Annotated in this window: 22 protein-coding genes; 13 read left to right on the forward strand and 9 right to left on the reverse strand. The window is 59.2% G+C overall.

The window, feature by feature from the left end:
• Positions 1-143 precede the first annotated feature (143 nt).
• Positions 144-1,058, forward strand: coding sequence for a type II secretion system protein GspK (locus IVB05_RS33365; protein WP_247780239.1), 915 nt, complete (start codon positions 144-146; stop codon positions 1,056-1,058).
• Between the two features lie 215 nt (positions 1,059-1,273).
• Here IVB05_RS33365 and IVB05_RS33370 read toward each other — a convergent pair whose 3' ends face one another.
• The 4 genes from IVB05_RS33370 to gspD form a co-directional block, all read right to left on the reverse strand.
• Complete coding sequence (locus IVB05_RS33370) at positions 1,274-1,843, reverse strand: PEPxxWA-CTERM sorting domain-containing protein (RefSeq protein ID WP_247780240.1); 570 nt, start codon at positions 1,841-1,843, stop codon at positions 1,274-1,276.
• Positions 1,844-2,162: 319 nt separating this feature from the next.
• A complete protein-coding gene (locus tag IVB05_RS33375; RefSeq protein ID WP_247780241.1) occupies positions 2,163-2,603 on the reverse strand; it encodes a hypothetical protein in 441 nt (146 codons plus the stop codon).
• A gap of 235 nt (positions 2,604-2,838) precedes the next feature.
• The gene (locus IVB05_RS33380) at positions 2,839-3,282 is read right to left on the reverse strand and encodes a hypothetical protein (RefSeq protein WP_247780242.1); all 444 of its coding nucleotides are present in this window, start codon (positions 3,280-3,282) and stop codon (positions 2,839-2,841) included.
• Complete coding sequence (gene gspD, locus IVB05_RS33385) at positions 3,279-5,306, reverse strand: type II secretion system secretin GspD (RefSeq protein ID WP_247780243.1); 2,028 nt, start codon at positions 5,304-5,306, stop codon at positions 3,279-3,281. Before gspD ends, IVB05_RS33380 begins: the two co-directional genes overlap by 4 nt.
• 565 nt (positions 5,307-5,871) lie before the next feature.
• On the opposite strand from gspD, the gene IVB05_RS33390 reads away from it, so the two are divergent.
• On the forward strand, positions 5,872-6,039 hold the full coding sequence (locus IVB05_RS33390; protein ID WP_247780244.1) for a hypothetical protein: 168 nt from the start codon (positions 5,872-5,874) through the stop codon (positions 6,037-6,039).
• A gap of 30 nt (positions 6,040-6,069) precedes the next feature.
• Here the strand turns inward: IVB05_RS33390 and IVB05_RS33395 are convergent, their stop codons facing one another.
• Entirely contained in the window at positions 6,070-6,270 is a 201-nt protein-coding gene (locus tag IVB05_RS33395) for a hypothetical protein (protein ID WP_247780245.1), read from the reverse strand.
• A gap of 497 nt (positions 6,271-6,767) precedes the next feature.
• Here IVB05_RS33395 and rfbF point away from each other — a divergent pair, with 497 nt between their 5' ends.
• The 4 genes from rfbF to IVB05_RS33415 are packed head-to-tail and all read left to right on the forward strand — an operon-like array spanning position 6,768 to position 10,104.
• Complete coding sequence (gene rfbF, locus IVB05_RS33400) at positions 6,768-7,538, forward strand: glucose-1-phosphate cytidylyltransferase (protein ID WP_247780246.1); 771 nt, start codon at positions 6,768-6,770, stop codon at positions 7,536-7,538.
• Between the two features lie 14 nt (positions 7,539-7,552).
• On the forward strand, positions 7,553-8,596 hold the full coding sequence (locus IVB05_RS33405; protein ID WP_247780247.1) for an SDR family oxidoreductase: 1,044 nt from the start codon (positions 7,553-7,555) through the stop codon (positions 8,594-8,596).
• An 18-nt stretch (positions 8,597-8,614) separates the two neighbouring features.
• Entirely contained in the window at positions 8,615-9,181 is a 567-nt protein-coding gene (gene rfbC / locus IVB05_RS33410) for a dTDP-4-dehydrorhamnose 3,5-epimerase (RefSeq protein ID WP_247780248.1), read from the forward strand.
• Positions 9,178-10,104 carry an NAD(P)-dependent oxidoreductase gene (locus IVB05_RS33415; RefSeq protein ID WP_247780249.1) on the forward strand — a complete coding sequence of 309 codons (927 nt, stop codon included), beginning with the start codon at positions 9,178-9,180 and terminating at the stop codon, positions 10,102-10,104. The genes rfbC and IVB05_RS33415 overlap by 4 nt, the downstream gene beginning before the upstream one ends.
• Before the next feature lie 46 nt (positions 10,105-10,150).
• Here IVB05_RS33415 and IVB05_RS33420 read toward each other — a convergent pair whose 3' ends face one another.
• The 3 genes from IVB05_RS33420 to IVB05_RS33430 all read right to left on the reverse strand — a co-directional run bounded on the left by IVB05_RS33420 (position 10,151) and on the right by IVB05_RS33430 (position 12,558).
• Entirely contained in the window at positions 10,151-10,399 is a 249-nt protein-coding gene (locus IVB05_RS33420) for a hypothetical protein (RefSeq protein WP_247780250.1), read from the reverse strand.
• Positions 10,400-10,442: 43 nt separating this feature from the next.
• Positions 10,443-10,820: an H-NS histone family protein gene (locus IVB05_RS33425; RefSeq protein ID WP_247780251.1), complete on the reverse strand. Its 378-nt coding sequence runs from the start codon at positions 10,818-10,820 to the stop codon at positions 10,443-10,445.
• Between the two features lie 274 nt (positions 10,821-11,094).
• Positions 11,095-12,558 carry an undecaprenyl-phosphate glucose phosphotransferase gene (locus tag IVB05_RS33430; RefSeq protein WP_247780252.1) on the reverse strand — a complete coding sequence of 488 codons (1,464 nt, stop codon included), beginning with the start codon at positions 12,556-12,558 and terminating at the stop codon, positions 11,095-11,097.
• Positions 12,559-12,750: 192 nt separating this feature from the next.
• Here IVB05_RS33430 and IVB05_RS33435 point away from each other — a divergent pair, with 192 nt between their 5' ends.
• Entirely contained in the window at positions 12,751-13,014 is a 264-nt protein-coding gene (locus IVB05_RS33435) for a hypothetical protein (RefSeq protein ID WP_247780253.1), read from the forward strand.
• Positions 13,015-13,068: 54 nt separating this feature from the next.
• On the opposite strand, the gene IVB05_RS33440 is transcribed toward IVB05_RS33435, so the two are convergent.
• Positions 13,069-13,416 (reverse strand): hypothetical protein, encoded by a 348-nt coding sequence (locus IVB05_RS33440; protein ID WP_247780254.1) that lies wholly within the window; start codon positions 13,414-13,416, stop codon positions 13,069-13,071.
• 264 nt (positions 13,417-13,680) lie between these two features.
• Between IVB05_RS33440 and IVB05_RS33445 the strand changes: the two genes are divergently transcribed.
• From IVB05_RS33445 to wecB, 6 genes are all read left to right on the forward strand, one after another.
• Complete coding sequence (locus tag IVB05_RS33445) at positions 13,681-14,088, forward strand: hypothetical protein (RefSeq protein ID WP_247780255.1); 408 nt, start codon at positions 13,681-13,683, stop codon at positions 14,086-14,088.
• Between the two features lie 154 nt (positions 14,089-14,242).
• On the forward strand, positions 14,243-15,259 hold the full coding sequence (locus IVB05_RS33450) for a hypothetical protein (RefSeq protein WP_247780256.1): 1,017 nt from the start codon (positions 14,243-14,245) through the stop codon (positions 15,257-15,259).
• Positions 15,260-15,700: 441 nt separating this feature from the next.
• Positions 15,701-16,402 carry a PEPxxWA-CTERM sorting domain-containing protein gene (locus IVB05_RS33455; protein ID WP_247780257.1) on the forward strand — a complete coding sequence of 234 codons (702 nt, stop codon included), beginning with the start codon at positions 15,701-15,703 and terminating at the stop codon, positions 16,400-16,402.
• Between the two features lie 412 nt (positions 16,403-16,814).
• Positions 16,815-17,015 carry a hypothetical protein gene (locus IVB05_RS33460; RefSeq protein WP_247780258.1) on the forward strand — a complete coding sequence of 67 codons (201 nt, stop codon included), beginning with the start codon at positions 16,815-16,817 and terminating at the stop codon, positions 17,013-17,015.
• 189 nt (positions 17,016-17,204) lie between these two features.
• Positions 17,205-17,396 (forward strand): hypothetical protein, encoded by a 192-nt coding sequence (locus tag IVB05_RS33465; RefSeq protein ID WP_247780259.1) that lies wholly within the window; start codon positions 17,205-17,207, stop codon positions 17,394-17,396.
• A 334-nt stretch (positions 17,397-17,730) separates the two neighbouring features.
• Positions 17,731-18,918, forward strand: coding sequence for a UDP-N-acetylglucosamine 2-epimerase (non-hydrolyzing) (wecB, locus tag IVB05_RS33470; protein ID WP_256472694.1), 1,188 nt, complete (start codon positions 17,731-17,733; stop codon positions 18,916-18,918).
• Positions 18,919-18,921: the final 3 nt, after the last annotated feature.

Raw genomic sequence — 18,921 nt, forward strand, 5'->3', positions numbered from 1 at the left:
TCGGCGGTGGGGTCTGCGTCGGCGCGATTCTAGGGGGTTTTGATTAACACAAGCTGTTTGACGCTTTGTTTGCCATTCCCGCGTAAATATCGGCCGAAGATGCAAGGTCAGGCCCGCTGGCCGTCCCAGCAAGGCTTATCGACGTGGCAAATCGGCCAAAGGCCCGAACCAACCGACGTCCTGCCCTCGACCGGCCGGAATGCCCTTCCCTGCCCCGCGCCAGGGCCGGCCAATCGGGCTTCGCGCTGGTCGCCGTGATCTGGACTTTGGGCCTGATTACGCTGCTTGGAATGGCTGTCATCGTCGGCGCGCGTTACCGCACCAAGACATCCTCGAACTACGCCTCGGTGACCGCAGCCGAGATGGCGGCAGAAAGCGCCGTCAACCTGGTGATTGCCACAGCGCTGGCCGCTGCGCCCGACCAAGCCGTTAATTTTCCGTTACGGTGCCGATTGCCCGGCGGCGAACGCGCCACGATCACGGTCGAGGAAGAGACCGGAAAAATCGACCTGAACACGGCGAGCCCAGCCGCCTTGACGCGCCTCTTCACCGCGCTCACGGGCGATCAGTCGAGGGGCATGCGCATCGCCGCGCAGATCGTCGAGTTCCGCAAGCCCAAGGCACAGGGCATGCCATCCACGGGGCCTGCCGAAACGCGTTTCACGACCATCATGCAGTTGGACCAGATCGACGGCATGTCGCCCCGATTGTTTCGCGCCGCGCTTCGCCATGTCACGGTTCGCTCGGGACGGCCGGAGCCCGACATGGAAGCCGCCTCGCCCGCCATGCTCAGGCTGCTCAACGTCGAGCCGAAGCAGACGACGGCCAAGCGAGGGCTGCCGGTGGGCGGCAGCATGACCATCCGCGCGGATATCAGCGCCTCGGATGGCGCACGCTTCATCCGCGAGGCGCTGGTCTCGCTGGAGGGCGGCAACGGACGCCCCTACGTCATCCGCGAATGGCGCCGCGGAGACATCGATTCATCAAGCGCGCGGCAGGAAAGCCCCCAAGGCGCGGCGCGCGCGTGCCTGCGCGTTCGCGACGCGGCGGCAAGCTGACCTTCCTTCGACTCAAAGCTGCAGCTAGGGTGCATACTCATAAAGTCGGTTGCTGCGAGTCGGCCACCTGATGTCTGCTTCTCCCCCAACAGCGGCGCGGGAGCGGACATCGCGGCACTTCGCCTTCGGGCCAACAGGCGACATCGCACGGTCATCAAGCGCCAACAAAAAGCCGCCCGAAGGCGGCTCTTCAATTCAACCCTGATGATCGTGGATCAGGCGGCCATCAGGGCTGGCTTTGACTTGCGGCGATAAGCCATGAAGCCGACGCCCGCGAAGCCCAGCATCATCATTGCCCAAGTGGATGGTTCGGGAACAGCGGAAATGGCCGCAGGGGAAAGAGTCCAAGTGCCGGGCGTGTCGTTAACGAAGGCGTGGCCTGACGATCCAAAATCCTGTGTCCCAAAAAGCCCATGACCTAAAGTATAAATTTCGGTCGTATAGTCGGCATTATCAAGTATCAAAACCCAGCTTGTGACGGCCCCTGCGCCGTTCAAGGTGACATATTGGTTGAAATTGGATGTGATAACCCCGGGTGTACTAGTGGATAGCGTAGCGATTGGGGTGTTTGTACTAGAATACTGGGTTAACGAAAAAGAGCTGATGCCGGTAGCATAAGCATAGTTACCCGCGCCACAGCCCGTACAAGCTAACTCAACAGATGCATCGATATGGCCTCCGTTAGAGAGCGTATTACCGTTGTATAGGTACGTATCCGCTAACGCATGCGATACCGATGCCGCGAGAGCCACGCCAATCATTAACCCAATCGATTTAATTTTCATTTCAAGCCTCTAAGTTTAATATATGGCACCGTTTCAAAGAAGTGATCGCCGGTCAATAGCTTGGCAAGTTGCTGAACAAAAAAGAGACGTATCAACGGGGTCCGCGAGGCCGGTCGCCCAATGGTGGTGCTGCCATTAAAGAAGAGGGTTGTCTCAGTTGGGTCAAACGCGTCACTTTGGCCGTCGGCCGACTGCTTCCGGTCCTCCCCTGGAAACGGACATCGTCAGTGCCGGTCGCCATGTCTCAAAGGTGCCATGAACGGACATGGGCCCCTATCCGATCACCTCGTCGGAAAGGGCGAGCAAAATCGATGGCAGGCTAATCGCGCACCTTCCTGGCTTCTTCCGTGCTGCGTCGGGCGCTGAACCCATCCGGGTGTTCGACGAATTCATCGAACCCTAGTTCAGCCAGAGCCTCCCTCACATCGATTGCTAGTCGCGCTCCAATCACCTCGAGAGCCGTGTAGGGGGTCTCGCTTGAGTAGGGACCATGATGAAGGTCGATTGTACCCAGATAGTTTAAGAAGCTGTTCTCCGGAAGCGCATCAGGATCAAAGTTGAACGCGGTAATCCCGGTCAAGTAATCGGTGTCCGGATGAGAGGTCCACAACGAACGAACCGTCGGCTCGTTTATTGGACTCATCGCAATCCACGCAGGCCTTCCGGGCTGCCACATCTGCCGGAGCCGTTCTCCATAGCTAGGGTCCATGACCACAAGTACAGACCCGGTAAGATTGCCTGTCTTCAGCGAGCGCGACATCACCACAGTGTCCTTCCTTGATACGCTGGATGCCTGTGAGGTTAGGCCGTTGCTATTGCGGCGCCAACAACGGGGGTCATCACCCGATGAGTGCGGGAAGTGGGGGTTGTCCGTTGTGGGTCACGAACGACAAAACTCAAAGTGAGCATAACGCGTCCGCTTTCGGGCGCATCGCGACCAAAGCGCTCCTTGGCCGGGCATGTTGAGCCCAACTGCGCGCCAATGAGTCAGCGTCCTAGCCTTTTGAATTGAGCACGACCGGCGGCGGCGGCAGAGGTGGTGGCGGCGGCGGACGGACCGAGCCTTCGAGCTTCAAGCGCTCCTCGACGACGGCAGGGCCCGGCTCCATCACGGTGCAGCCCTTGTAGCGCTGCAGATCGGCGAGCGCGTCGAGCCGCCTGCGTTCATCGATGAGCTGCTTGGGCGCATCCAGCGGGTAGCGTTCGTAGCCGTAGCCCGCCAAGGGCCCCACCGCCAGCCAATACTCCAGCCGGGCGGCGCGCCGCGCCGCGTAACGGAACGAGGCCGCGATGCCGTTGCAGCTCATCGATTCATCAACGGGCAGGACGGCATAGGGCGGCGGCGGCTCGATCGGAGCGGCATAGGTCACGCAGCCCGCCAGCGAGCATGCCATGCTCGACAACAGCCAGAAATTTCTTATGGCCGCTCGGCGCTTCACTGTGAAATTATCCGCTGCATGGTGTTGGCCGGCGTACGCTCGCGCGAGGTCGTGTGCGGCATGTAGACATGCATCTTCCGCCGGTATTCTTCGGTCACGAGACGGCTTTCCGTGCCGTCGCGGACAACCTTGGGCGTGATCAGGATGACGAGCTCCGTCTTCTGAACCTGGTCGCCCCGGTTGGAGAACGCAGCGCCAAGCCCGGGTATATCGCCGAGCAGCGGAATCTGGTTGCTGCTCTTGTTGGCCTGCTCCTGGATCATGCCGCCGAGCGCCAAAACCTCGCCGTCGTTGACGACGACGGTGGTCTTCACACGGCGCTGCTGGATAGTGGGCGAGTCGATGCCGGATGAGGTGGTTTTCACCACGGCGCTGACTTCCTGCTCGATCTCGAGCTGCACCCTGCCGCTCTCATTGATGCGCGGCGTTACCGAAAGGATCACGCCGGTATCCTGCATGGTGATCGAATTGACGATCGCCGTTTGGGCCGTCACGGTGCTGGTCGCGGTCTGCGTGGTGATCGGTACCTGATCGCCGATCTGCAGCCTCGCCGTCTTGTTGTCGAGAACCATCAGCGAAGGCGTCGAAATGACATTCACGCGGGTAATCGCGTTCAATGCGCTGAGCGTCGACGCGATGCTGGCTGCGTTGACAGCATAGTTGAACCCGGGAAAGACCGATGCGACGCCGCCGGTCAGCGCGTTCGAGAACGAGGCGGTCGGCGTGCCCTTCTTCGATAGCTGCCATTGCACGCCATATTGCAGCTTGTCGTTAAGCACCACTTCCGCGATGACAGCTTCGATCAGGACCTGGCTTGCGACGACATCGAGCCCCTGAATGACACGAAGCACGCGCTGGTAGTCCCGCTCATTGGCCATGATGAGAAGCGAGTTTTTCGTCTCGTCGGCGACGATCTTGAGCGGCGGTTCACCGCCCACCCCATTGGAGGACGGAGATGGCTCCATCGAATCCGGCGCCAATGCTTCCGGCTCGTTGTTCAGTGCGCGCTGCAGGCTTTGCAGATCGTTGCCGGGACTTACACCGCGAAGCCCGATCGCCGCGCCCTGATCGATATCCGCCGTCGCGCCGCCCGGTCCGGGCGATTTTGCCGAGCTTCCGGAGAAGCTCGCCTGCTTCGACCGCGGAGAGACGCTGCGCGTCGGCGGCTTCACCACTTTCATTTCATTCGCAAACATCGACTGCAGCACGCTCGCGAGCTCCGCGACGGGCCGGTTCTGCACCTGATAGACATGAAGCTGCCGCTCGGAGCCGGCCGCCTTGGCGTCGAGCCGCCTGATCCAGGTCTGCGCCCTCGGCAAATAGCTCGGCTGCGAGGTCACGACCAAAATCGCGCCAAGCCGCGTGTTTGCAATGAACCTGACACGGCCCTTGAGCGGCCCCTCTTTCTCGGCCGCGAATATCGCCTTTAATTCGTCGACCATTTTTTCCGGCTGGGGCGTTTTCACCGGAACAACGGCAAACGACATGCCCTTCATGACATCGACATCGAACACTGAAATCGAATCGAGCATGCTTTCGATTTCCGCCGGGGAGCCCTTGAGCGCGAGGATGTTGCGGGCATCGTCGGCCTGGACGATGGCGCCCTTCGGCACCATCGGCTCCAGCACGCGGGCGACTTCGGTGGCGGAAACGTATTTCAAGGAAACGACGCGAATGCCGTTTCCGGCAATGGCGCTCTCGGCCGGGCCATCGCCGGTCGCAATCACGCCCGTGGCCGCCTGGTCGGCCGGCGCAATCCGGTAGGTGCCGCGGCTTTGCACCAGCACCGCGCCGATCGGCACCAGTGCGGTCTGGAACATCTCCATCGCCTCGGCCTTGCTGACCGGACGCGTCGTTTGCACGGAAATGACTCCGTCGACGCGAGGATCGACGACGTAGTTCACGCCGATCATATCGCCGAGAACGGTCTTGGCGGCCTGCTGAAGGGGAACGCTCGCGAGGTTGAGAACCACGTTCCCGTCCGGGCCGGCGGTCTTCCGTTTCGAATATGTCCCGCCGATCATGCTGCCGCTGCCGCCATCGATGACGGCAACGGCCGGCGATGAGGGTGACGGAAGCGGCACGGCGCCCGTAGGGCCGCCGTCATACGCATAGGTTTGCTCGAGGGAAACCGGCTGTCCCGAAGCCAGTCTGGGTTGTGACACCGTGGTCAAAGGCGTGGGGGTGGTGGTGGTGCAGCCCGACACAACGAGTATTGCCGCCCAACAGGCGGCTAACCTCGTCGCAAGGCTACGAGAAGGCAACAAAGGTAAAACCCCCAACGACTTCGCGCCGTGAACGATTTTTGGCGCGTAAATATTTGGTAAAACATCATAGTTAATCGACAGTAAATCGGCCGGGCCGCGGGAGGCGTGCGGACCCGAGATGCTCCGGGAAAAACTCGCGGCGAGGATAACCAGGGAGATAATGGGTCCGTTTCGGGCCCATCAATATAAAGCCGACGCCGAGCGGATGAGGCTCGCCTCGCCGATCTGGCTGGAACGCGCGCTGCGGCTGGCTGGATCGGGACAAGGCTGCTATATTTAATTCTGGTCCTGCGCTTTCGGACCCGAATGTCAGGATGACGGTATGATGAACCTTGTCACAGCTCCCGTGAGCGAGACCTTCTCGATCGTTGGGACGTGCATCAACTGCACCGCTCCGGCCAGTCTGCTGGCAACGATGACCGTCATCGCCATCGGCGTTGCACTGGCATTTCGCTCAGAACGCCGCAACGGCGTGTCCCGCAACGCCTGAGCGAAGCAGTCGATCCATCAAAGGTCGCCATCAAACGAGGTCGTCGGGTTCGTACTCGACGAATTTCTTGTAGATCCAGCGCCTGCCGTCGTGCCGGCGCCATACCTTGCCCCACAACAGTCGCCCCGTGATCGAGCGCCTCGGCACCATGACCGTCCAGAGATGCCAGGTGTCCGCCCACGTCCGCTCGGGATTGAGCGACGGGATTTGAAACAGGTTGTATCGGCTCATCGGACTGAACTCCGGCATTGAAAGCAAATCGCGCTGGAATAAATGACGGCGCGTTCACACCTCAATGTTGTCTGGGACGAAGCGAAGCCACCTTGGCCGTAACGCATTCGAGTTTGCGCCGGAGCTCGCACACTTCGCGATATCTTTGCGCGAGATCTTCGGGCCGGGCCCGCGATTTACGCTTGGTGACGACTTTCCGGTGCAGGTGATTTCGCTTCATGCTTCATCATAGCTTCGCCGATGAAGGGCTCAATCAAAGCCGTCGATTAAGCTAACCCGTCAACCTTACTCGGCCGCATTCAATCTCAACGTGCGCACGCAATGAACCCTGCTGGACCTCGCGCATCGTTCCCCGCAAGGGAACCCCCGTAAATTGACGGGCGAAATCAAATAAACCATTCTGTCACGAAATGACGGCGCGGCCTCGCGCGGCTTCGCCATTTCATGTAGGGAATACCGGTAAACCTATTAATCTCAACGTATTGAATGGCAAATTAATGCGCGCAGTATTGCTGGCGGGTGGCCTGGGAACTCGGTTTGCCGAGGAAACCGACGTTCGTCCCAAGCCGATGATCGAAATCGGCGGCAAGCCGATCCTTTGGCACATCATGAAGATCTACTCTAGCCACGGCATCAACGACTTCATCATTTGCCTTGGCTACAAGGGCTACGTGATCAAGGAATACTTCTCCAACTACTTCCTGCATCAATCGAACGTCACTTTCGACCTTCGTGAAAACAGGATGGAGGTTCTGCAGAAGCACGCCGAGCCGTGGCGGGTGACGTTGATCGACACCGGCGAAGAAACCATGATCGGCGGGCGCATCAAGCGAATCCTTCCCTATATCGGCGATGACGACGCCTTCTGCCTGACCTATGGCGACGGCGTGGCCGATATCGACATCACCGAAAGCATCGCGTTCCATCGCCGCGAGGGCCGTCTGGCGACCGTAACCGGCACGCAGCCGCCCGGCCGCTTCGGCGCCATCAACCATCAGGGCCCCCGCGTCACCGGCTTTCAGGAAAAGCCGCGCGGCGACGGCAACTGGATCAATGGCGGCTTCTTCGTGCTTTCACCCAAGGTCGGCGATTACATCGAAGGCGACGCGACCGTCTGGGAAAAGGAACCGATGACGAATCTCGCGGAGGCTGGCCAGCTCAGCGTGTTCCTCCACGACGGCTTCTGGCACCCGATGGATACATTGCGCGACAAGCGATATTTGGAAGATCTTTGGTCAAGCAATAAAGCTCCCTGGAAAAAATGGTAAAGAAGAAAGATTCCATGCGTATTCTTATTACCGGTTCGATGGGCTACGTCGGCCCCCTCCTTACGCGTCACCTCCGGCAGAAATTTCCAGGCGCCGAATTGATCGGCTTCGACACTGCATTCTTTGCCCACAATCTTACCGGAGCGACCAGGTTGCCCGAGTCGCTGCTGGATCGCGTGCATTTCGGCGATATTCGTGACTTTCCGCCGGAACTGCTCGATGGCGTCGATGTCGTCGTCCATCTGGCGGCGATCTCCAACGACCCGATGGGCAAGGAGTTCGAAGGCGTCACCGAAGCGATCAATGAAAAGGCCAGCGTTGCGCTCGCGCAGATGGCGGAACAGCGCGGCGTCAGCCGCTTCGTATTCGCTTCGAGTTGCAGCATTTACGGCGCCGCCGAAGGTCGCCCAAAACGCGAAAGCGACTCGCTCAATCCCCTCACCGCCTATGCACGGTCCAAGGTCGCGATGGAAAACGCGCTCCGCGCGAGCAACGCGGGCGAAATGACGGTCACGTGCCTGAGGTTTGCGACCGCTTGCGGTATGTCCGATCGCCTGCGGCTCGATCTGGTCTTGAACGACTTTGTCGCGAGTGCGCTGGCCACGGGCGAGATTACCGTGCTCAGCGACGGGACACCGTGGCGGCCGCTGATCGATGTATCCGATATGGCGCGGGCAATTGAATGGGCCATCGGACGTGATACCAACCAGGGCGGACGGGTTCTTGTGGTGAATGCCGGCAGCAATACTGGAAACTATCAAGTCCGCGATCTGGCCCAGGTCGTGGCCGCCGAATTGCCCGGAACCCGGGTGAGCATCAACACTGCGGCGCCCCCGGATCTGCGCTCCTATCAGGTCGACTTTTCACTTTTTGCCGAACTGGCTCCTGCGCATCTCCCAGCGGTCCCGCTCGCCCAGTCCGTCCGAAACCTCTCAGCCGGGCTGAACGGAATGGGATTCTCGGACAAGGAGTTTCGCACATCCTCCCTGATGCGGCTCAAGACGCTCAAGGACCATATTGCGGTGGGCCGGCTGTCTGCCGACCTCCGCTGGCATTAATCTTGAAAGGCTTACATCGTGAAGTTTCACCCAACGCCGCTTCATGGCGCCTACACGATCGAACTCGAAAAGCGCGGTGACGACCGCGGATTCTTCGCACGCTTTTTTTGTCAGAAAGAATTCGAGGCGGCAGGCGTGCCGATGCCGATCGTTCAGATCAACAACTCCCTGAGTGCGAAAGCCGGCACCCTGCGCGGGATGCACTATCAATTGGCGCCGGCCGCTGAGATCAAGGTGGTGCGCTGCATCCGCGGTGCCCTCTATGACGCCATCGTCGATCTACGACCGGACTCCCCTACCTTCGGCAAGTGGTTCGGCGTTGAACTGACCGCAGAAAACCGAACGATGATTTTCGTTCCGCAGGGTTTCGCGCACGGCATCATGACGCTCACCGACGACACCGAGGCGTTCTATCTGGTGAATGCGTTCTACGCCCCCGAGCAGGAGCGCGGCTTGCGCTTCGACGATCCACGATTTGGGATCGAGTGGCCACGGGCTCCCGTTGAAGTTTCGCCCAAGGACAGCAGCTGGCCGGACTTCGACCCGGTATTCCATGGCATCGAATCCCTGCGAGGCCTGACGTGAGAATCCTACTGACCGGCGGAAGTTCGTTTACCGGTCTTTGGTTTGCGCGCAGCCTTGCCGCGAAAGGCCATACCGTCGTCGCCCCCCTCAGGGGCAGCGATTATTCGGACTTGCGCGGCAGTCGCGTTGCCGAGCTTCGCCGAGTTGCTGAAGTCGTCGAAGATTGCCCGTTTGGCTCGGCCCGCTTTCGCGATCTCGCCGGGACCGGCTCATGGGATCTGCTGTGCCAGCATGCGGCGCAAACCGGCGACTACCGCAATCCGGACTTCGACGTCATTGGCGCCGTCGCCGACAATACGAAAAATCTTGTTGCGGTCCTGAAGAAGATGATGGATCGCGGCTCGGCAGGCGTCGTGCTCACCGGCTCGGTATTCGAGCAGGACGAAGGTGCCGGCGATGCGCCGCTCAGGGCTTTTTCACCCTACGGACTGTCGAAAGGCCTCACCTGGCAATACTATCGCTTCCTGAGCGAGACCATGCATTTCAATCTTGGGAAGTTCGTGATCGCGAACCCCATTGGACCGTTCGAGGAGCCGCGGTTCTGCAGCTATTTGATACGCACCTGGTTCAAGGGCGAAGTTCCGGCGGTACGGACACCTCTGTACGTGCGCGACAACATTCATGTTGATTTGCTGGCGACAGCCTATGCGGCCTTTGCCGAGAGCGTGCCCTTGCATCAGGGCATAGCGAAGCTCCATCCGAGCTTCTACGTCGAGAGCCAGGGCGCCTTCGCGCAACGCTTCGCCGCTGAAATGTCATCCCGCCTTGGCGTTGCCTGCCCCGTCACGTTGCTGCAGCAGGAGGACTTCACCGAACCGATGGTCCGGATCAACACCGACCGGATTGACGGGGCGGGACTGGGCTGGAGTGAAACATCGGCCTGGGACGCCGAAGCTGAATTCTACGAGCAGGCCGCAAAATAACTATCGAAGCTGCGCCTCCACGACCACATGGGGCCGGAACCAAACTCTATCTGCTACTGCTCTGGCAGCTTTGCCTGCACGTTTGGGCCTGGCTGTCACATGCGCTCTGGCAGGGAGCACCGAGCGTGGTTGGGCATACGCGCTTGCAGGAATCGTTCTGGCTGGCGCAGTTGGCAAAGCAGGCATCGCTGGCAGCATCGGCCAGGCGCAACTTGCCGATCGAGACGTTGCTTTGACCTGACGCGGCGGTTCCAATCAGCAGCAGGGACAACGCGGCACACAGCGCGAGCTTCATGGAGACCTCCGATTACACAGCCTTTGCGGCTGCCAAAAGACGCCTATGCGCGGCGGCGGCGAGGACCTTCGCCGCCGGCTTCCGGCTTGCCAATCACGAACTCCTCGATCTTGTGACCGGTCTTTAGCGCGGCCGTGAGCCAGCGCGGCTGCTTCCCGCGACCTGACCAGGTTTCGGAAGGCTCGTCGGGATTTCGATATTTTGGGAATACACGCGGGTATTTCCGGCGCTCGCGAGGCGCACTTCGGACATCCGCGGATTCCGATTGGCGCATCTCTTTTTCGCGTCGAAGTTGCGCCAACCGCTTCTCAAGCTCGCGCTTTTCCGACGTCAATCGAACCGACAGCACCTGACTAAGCTCCTCATGGAGCTGCCACAACTCGTCTACCGACATTCCATCGAAATTTGGCTTCTTGTTCATCCCACTCGCGACCATCACGATTCGTGACGAACTATAAGTCCCGCGCCGGCCCTTTCCAGTAAAATTGTAGATTTGGCCGACAAATCTCCGCAAAAACGCGGGTTTGCAGGGCGTCAAAACCTAAATGGTTCAAATATCTCTCAAATCGTGACCAGTCCCGCAACTTCCGGGAGGCTCGCCTAGATCGCGCAGGGCCGCATATGGTGAGGTTCCCCGCCTCGTAGCCGACAACCGCCGGTGTTTGCCACGCAGCGACTCGCCCCTCGGTTGGGGGTCAGTAAGCGTTGCGCTTACGAAGCACCTCGAAAAAGGTCTTGATCAATATCTGGATGTCCAGCCACAGGCTCCAGTTGTTGATGTACCAGAGATCGAGTTTTACGCGTTCGGAGATGTGCTCGATCGTAGGCGTGCCCCCGCGCGCGCCGTTGCATTGCGCCCAACCGGTCATGCCGGGTTTGACGTGATGCCGGAAAGCATACTCGCTCAACACCGTCTCAAAATAATTGTCATGGGCCAGCGCATGCGGGCGCGGCCCGATCAGCGACATATCTCCCCTGAGGACGTTCAACAGCTGAGGCAATTCGTCGATACTTGCCGATCGCAACAGCCGGCCAATGGACGTTACCCGGGGATCGTCGCGCGTAGCCTGCACCACAGCAGACCCGTTTTCCTGCACGGTCATGGTGCGGAATTTGAACATCATGAACTGCTTGCCATTAAATCCCTTTCGGAACTGCCGGAAAATAACCGGCCCGGGACTGTCAAGCTTGATGGCGAAAGCCGTGAGCGCCATGATGGGGAGAAAGAACAGCAACGCCAGGGCCGCGATGACGATGTCCATCACGCGCTTGACGAAGCGTTCCGCGGCACCGAGCGGCGCACGTTGAATTTCGATGGCGAGGACGCGCTGACGCGCCGACGACGCATAATTCGTCAACGTTCGAACCCGCATGTCGGGCAAGAGCCGCACCGCTACCGGAAGCGTCTTGACGTGCTCGCGGATGAATTCCAGCCGGGGCGCATCCTCCCAGGGCATCGCAAGCAAGACTTCCCGGCAATTATTGCGCCTGACAAAGTTTGCCGCTGAATTGATAACGCTGACATCGGTGGAGTCGCGCTTCACCGGATCATCTTCCAAACTGAGCGTGAAGCGGCTGACTTCGGAAGTACCGAAGAAAACCAGGAGATCCCGGGGCTCCAACGCGGCGATCTCGTGGAAATCGCCGATCAGCACGATATCCCGCCGGCCGATCACGCCGCGCGAAACGGCAGCCGCCAGGGCCACCTTGGTAGCCTTCCTGACGGCGAGTAATCCCGCCGGCGCAGCAAAATAAAACACCACAAAGGCGCCGCGCGAATAATCGACACCGATCTTGAGCAGAAACGCGAAGAAGGCGAGCAGCAGCCCTGTCGTAAACCAACAGATCAGTATTTCACCAATCTCGACGCGCGGTTTGGCGCTGTCAGGAAAATCGTAATAACCGCTGCCGCTCATGCGCAGGATGTGAATGAAGCTGGCCAACAGCCCCACTGCGCAATGCGGGAGAATGTTCGGCACGTCGTTGCCGACGGATAGCTGATAGCCAATGCCCCCTGCCACGCTGGACAGCAGGATCACGAAGGCATCTGCGGTCGATAAGAGATAGGGGACTGCGTTACTGGAGAAACGGGCGGGAGAACCGCCAGCGGAATTGTCGAGCTGGCCTACCTTGTTGCCAATATCCGCTCCAATCGACATGAGAAAAATGCCCGCGCAGTATCACTGATACCAATCGTCCGATTATTGGCCAGAGAGACCATAAATCCGACAGACCTTCAAAGGTCTAAGTAACTCTTCGTTAATACCCGTGACCATACACTCGGCCGGAGTGCAACGCAACATTTAATCAGTTTGAATGCGCCTTTAATCGTATTCTGGAGCCAGTTAGCGATGCTGCCCATCCTCGCCTGCGGTGCCGGCATCTATGTGGGCCTTCACTTCAATATTCTGGCGCTGCTCCCGCTCTCCATATTGGGCGCCGGGGCGTATATTGTCTCGGCTTGGGCCGGCGGCCAAGGTTTGCTGGACAGTATAGCCGTCGTGTTGCTTCCGGTTATCAGCGTTCAGGTGGGGTATTTTGTTGGCCTGACGACCCGGCCGGCATATTTACATTTGCGATCCCGGCTCAATATTCGGCACTCAGAGCGGGTATAATTCCAGCAATACGATTTAAACGTGGGTTATCCGCAATTTTCCGGCTGATGGTCCCTACCGCACCTTGTCCGCGAAATACCGGCTGAAGACTTCCTGAATGGCACCCAGACCGCCTAGCTGACGCTCGAGCTCCTGTGTGCGTTTTTCGCCGCTTGCCATTTGCTGCTCGTATTCCTTGATCCTGGCCGCGTCCTTGGCGTCGCGCGTCAGATATTCATCATAATCAGTGCCTGTGGCAAAGGCAGCCTGATCGCGCGCCGCATCGACCCGCGCACGCAGGGCGTCCCGCTCTTTCCGGATCGAGGCGACGGCGGCCTCAACGGCGGCCGAAATTGAGCCGAGCCGTTCGCTGTCGGTCTGAGCATCGCGCTCCGCGGAACGAACCTTGAAAGCTCGTGCCATATCGAGTCTCCTTGGCGTGCCAGTTTTCGGGGCACGGTTTCGCTGGACCGGCAGGCCGCTAGACCAACGTTGGAAAAGAAGTTTTGTACAGCCTATCGAACCGCCGCCCGATCAACAACGTTGCATTTTTTTGAAAAAACGAAAGGCTGGATTCTTGGATGATTCGGATTTTCCGGGATAGCAACGACCGTGCAAGCGTATAGGTTTGCCAAGCATATACCGAGGTGACGACCGGGCAGAAGCAAGATGAGATTTCGAGACACCTTGAAATTTGCTCTTGAGCTGTTTGTGCCTGAAAAGCTCATGCATCCAGGCGGGAGTTCTGCGTCCGATTCGAAGGCTGAGGCTTCGCAGAATGTCGCGACAAGTCTTGAGGCCGAGGAAGCCATACAGCACCGAAAGGCCCGCCGGATTATCGAGGAACTGGACCACGGCCAATTTGGCGGTCCCTCGTTCGGTCAGCAAACGATCGAGTTGATGTCAAAGGCGCTGGAAGGTGCCGAGGCTTCCTTGCCCGAGCCGGCATCGGACCAGCAGCTTCGATTGATCGCAGCCAAGATCCTGAAGGTGGCCGGCGACGGCGAGCGCGATCCGATCCGCCTGAAGGCCGCGGCGATGTCTGCCCTGGGTTCGGTTGCCGGCAATGCAGACGAAAAGCCGCCGTCGACCTGACAACAAGCGCCGCCGAAAGAAGGGACCGCTCAGGTTACTCGCCCGGCATGCGCCTGATCGGACGGGGTGATTTGCCACTAAAGCGGATGGCAAGCTATAAGCTGGCCGAGCAGTTGTCGGATCAACTCGCCCGCTCTGCCTGGGGACAATCAAAGTGGTTCATCGCGAAGCTCCAAAATCGATCCTGGTTCACGTGCTGTTTGGGCTGAGGAAACTGCTGGGCGTCGCAACGTTCGCCCTGATAATTGTTCTGGTAGGCCCGAAGCTGTTTGTCCTGTTCGACAATCCGAAGAACGCAACGGTCCCGGCCAAGCTGTTCGAAGCGCGCGAATACGTTCTCAGTAAATCCGTGCCGGTGCTGCATCGATATGTGCCGACCAACATTGCCGGCAGCGATCGGTCCGACTGGATTCTCATTGGCCTCGCCGTTCTCGTTACCATCTTCTCAGGCGCAGTCGCCCAACGCGCGCAGACCGCCTCGAACCGGCGGCTGCTGCGAAAGTCGGCCCAGGCATGGCGCCGCAAGGAGGGTGTGAAGCCGGGCTCCAAGCTCGACGCCGAACTGGAAACGACGCTGCGAATGGCGGAAAGCGGCAAGACCGTGAACCGTCAGGAGTTGTTGAGGGTATTTGCCGAAACCAAGAAGAAGCTCGACACGTTCGGCCGTGAAGTGGCCTTCCTTGCCGTCGACGTGGTCGGCTCGGCCGGGATGAAGACGGGCGAAGACCATGCTTCAATTCAATATGACTTCGAAGAGTATCGAAAGCTCGTGGAACGCATCTTTCGCGCCAGAGGCGTGCTGAAGACGGCATGGACGCCCGACGGCGTGATGGCATGCTTCGCCCATGTGGAGGATGCTTGCCAGTCAGGCAAGGACGTCATCAAGAGTCTCAAGGTGTTCAACCGCGAGGTGAAACTGTCCAAGGCGGATTTCGCCGTTCGCTGCGGCGTGAACGCGGGCCTGGTCTACTTCGACGACTCGACCCCCCTCGAGACGATCTCGGATCGCGTCATCGACGTCACCGGGCACATGCAGAAGAATGCCGAGCCGAATACCGTGCTGGTAGCGCGCAAGATCATCGAGCCGTTGCGTCAGCTTGAGGAATTTACCCACACCACGCAAGTTATCGATGGCTACGAAGCCAGTGTGTGGCGCGATACCGGCTCTTAAGCCACGCTCGGCTGCGTCCGCCCACCCCACATATTAGCGCCCGTCATGCGGCGCGTTTGCGAGCACCGAAAAAGGCCGCCCCCGAATGCGGCCTTGAGCGTTGCCGTCGATCATGGTGATCAGACGGCTGCGCCGGCGCCGTAGCGACTCCGCAGCCGCAATTTACGGTGGAAGGCCGCCTCTTGAAAAATGCGGGACAGTTCGAAGTGACAAGACCTTTTGCTCGACGGGCGTGCTGCGCGAGCAGAGGACCAGCTTGTTGAGGCATAAGCGATCAACACAGCAAAAGTATCATCCACGCGTCATAATACGACATTAGATAATGTTCGGAGCTGGCGAACTTTAAATAAACACTTGGGCCAGCCTTGGGACGCAGTCATCGACCGAGCCTGGCGGGGAACATTCAGTGTTCGGCGCTGGTTCTCAACGGAGCATCATTAAATGGTTGGTACTATCGCAAAACTGTCTTGCGCTGTTCTTGTTGTGTCCGCCGTGCCAGCCAAAGCTGTCGAGGTGATCACGAACGGCGACTTTCAATCGGGTCTGACGGGATGGACCTCGTACACCACCGCGAACGGAACGATCGCGGCCACTCCGAGCCTGCCAGGCGCTCCGCAGCCGCAGAACGCCTCGGTCGTCTCTTTCAACGTGACGGGCTCCGGCGCCTCGAACGCGTTGTTCCTGAACGCAGGCAAGATCAATCCGATCTATGGTTCAGCTCCCGGGGAAGGTGGTGGTGTCTCGCAGACGTTCACGACGACGGGTGGTCTGGCGACATTCTCGGCCGATATTGCGGCATATACCCGCGTGAATGGTCTCACGGCGTTCGGATTGATGAGCGTCCTGCTGGATGGTGTGGTGTTGGATAGCTTTGACTTCGTCGGCCCTGGCACGTCGACGACACTGCGCAACACGCTGGACTTCACCACCAACCTTACGGCGGGCCAGCATACCATCCAGCTACAGGCCACGCGCATCTTCGCACCCGGTGGTGGCGTTACCTCACAGTACTTCGACAACGTATCGCTCGACGTGTTGGCGCCCGTTCCGGAGCCCTCAACCTGGGCGATGCTGATCCTTGGCTTCGTTGGGGTAGGTTTTATGGCTTATCGCCGTCGCAACGGCGCAACGCTCGCGGCCTGATCAGCGCTCCGATTGGATTGAGAAGCCGCCTCAAGGGCGGCTTCTTTTTTGTACCGTGCTGGACCGCTGCTGCGCGGCAAATATGCCGCTTTAGAAGCAAAGCGGGCATCAACCTCAGTGCGTTACGCCATCGAGTCTGTGAGGACACTGAAGCGGCCTCGTCGTGCCGACCACCAACGCTTGTGCCGCAGCCGCGAACAACGGCGATCGTACCTCCTGATTGCAGCCATCTTCAGCCCGCAATTAAGGAAAAGCAGAAAACTGCCACCTGAAGACCGCGCCAAGGCTGCCCTGATCGGACTAAGCAAATAAAATCATTGGAATATTTTTTAATCATCGCGTTGACCGCCACAATATTATCGCATATGTTTTACCTTTAATTGTTTAATTTAAAGGTTTTGCGGTGGCGGCCGTGGATACCAAACTCAACTCCGATTTGAGACGATTGCGATACGCCCTCGAGGCGGTTTCCGCGGATTTGGATGCCATTGAACAACGGCCGCATCCTTCGCTTCGTTCAGCCGCCGAAAACCTCGAGGGAAATCGACGCGACGGCCTCGAGGCATTCGTCAATCACTTTGTCTTTGCGGTAAAGAGTGGCGTCCTGCGGTAGACGAGCCACAGCCCGCAAGCACTTGAGCCCTCCATCGCCATAGCGCGCGCGGCGAAACCGCGGATACCAGGCAAGCCCATTTGTATGGCATTGCACTCATATGTCGTTGTCGGTTCCATTGTTACGTTGTGACCCAACCAAGCGATGGGTTTGTGGTTCAATTTGGAATGCTGGGTCGAGATCACGTTTATGCCGGACGACATTGCAAAAGCCTATTTCGAGATTCAGCAGCTTCGCGAAGAGATTCGAAGGACGGAGCTCGCTCTCAGGATTTCTTTCGCGCGTCCGCCGAACCGCCCTTGCTACACCGGGCTCATGAACGCCCGTAGCTCGCAGGCAACCAATCCACAAATGCCTCTTTTAAAACGAGGCGGCAATTAACTGCATGGGTTGGCGGCAGCATCACCGCGGCGCTCCTGCCCCCGACCCGGCTGGGTCCAGCCCGCCATCGCAAATCGATTTCCGGCGACCGCGTTAATGGTCAAAAATTATGCCGCCCGCATAAATACGGGCACGCTCGCATTTACCATGCATCCAAGTCTCCTCCCGCATTTCCACGGTAATCTCTGAAAATCCATTTAAATCAATTGTCTAATTTAGGGTCGCGAGCTAAATTGCCGGCGATTTCTAATCGTGCCGGCGGGTCAGGCGATGGGACGGCATCTCGGTTGGTATTACGTGTCGTGGGGACGATGCGAACTTTTGAAAGCAAGGCATGCATCACCCTCGCAGAGAGCATTTCAGCCACTCAACGCCTGTCCGCACTTTTGTCTTTGTGATTGGGACCCGGCCTGAAGTCATCAAGGTGGCCCCCATCATCCGCCGCCTGCGCGAAGCCGAATGGGCGACCGTTCGGATCGTAACGTCCGGCCAGCAGAGCGATCTGCTCGACAGCACCCTTGCCGAATTCGACCTCCGTCCGGACTTCTCCATCCCGCATCGAAGCAATTGTCGCACGCCGGCGGTTCTCGCCAGCCTGCTCATTCGCCGCCTGGACAAATATTTCGGCGAGGTGCGGCCGGATTGCGTTCTGGCCCAGGGGGACACGACGACCGCCTATGCGTCGTCGATTGCGGCGTTCTACCGCAAGATCGCCTTTGTGCATGTCGAGGCCGGACTGCGCACGCCAAGCCTTGACGCGCCCTTCCCCGAGGAATTTCACCGCCGTTCGATCGCCGTATCCACGTCTCTCCACTGCGCGCCCACATCGGCCGCTGCGCAGAACCTGACGCGAGAGAACATTTCGCGGGAGAAGATCCTCGTTTCGGGAAACACGGTGATCGACTCGCTGCTCGAAGTCGCGGCTTCGAAGCCGGCGCCGCCCGCCGACTTTCCGAGGTTACGGACCATCCTCCTCACCGCGCATCGGCGCGAGAATTTTGGCGCGCCGCTGCGGGACGTGTTCACCGCGATCAGGGCCTTCGTCGATCTCACCCCCGACGTCGCCGTATATTTTCCGGTTCATCCCAATCCAAACGCGCGCGAAACGGCCATCGAGATTCTTTCGGGGCATCCCCGGATCAAGCTGGTCGACCCGTTGGGCTACCGCGACATTGTCGCTGCGATACAGAATGCCTGGTGCGTGGTGACCGACAGCGGCGGCCTTCAGGAAGAGGCGCCTGCGCTCGGCAAGCCCGTTCTGGTGTTGCGCGACGTAACCGAGCGGCCCGAGGCGGTGGCGTCAGGGGTTGTCGAGTTGGTCGGGACTTCTCGCGAGGCGGTATTCGGTGCCTTGTTCGAGTTGCACAAGAACAGCGCGAAATACACCCGCATGGCCCGCCCGGTATTTCCCTATGGCGATGGTCACGCCAGCAAGCGGATCGTCGAGGCGCTCTATCGACAATTCGTCCTGCCGCCGCAAATGCGCTCCGCCGAAATCATTCAGCTTCACCACGCATCCTGACTC

This window comes from Bradyrhizobium sp. 170 (assembly GCF_023101085.1).
Classification (GTDB): domain Bacteria; phylum Pseudomonadota; class Alphaproteobacteria; order Rhizobiales; family Xanthobacteraceae; genus Bradyrhizobium.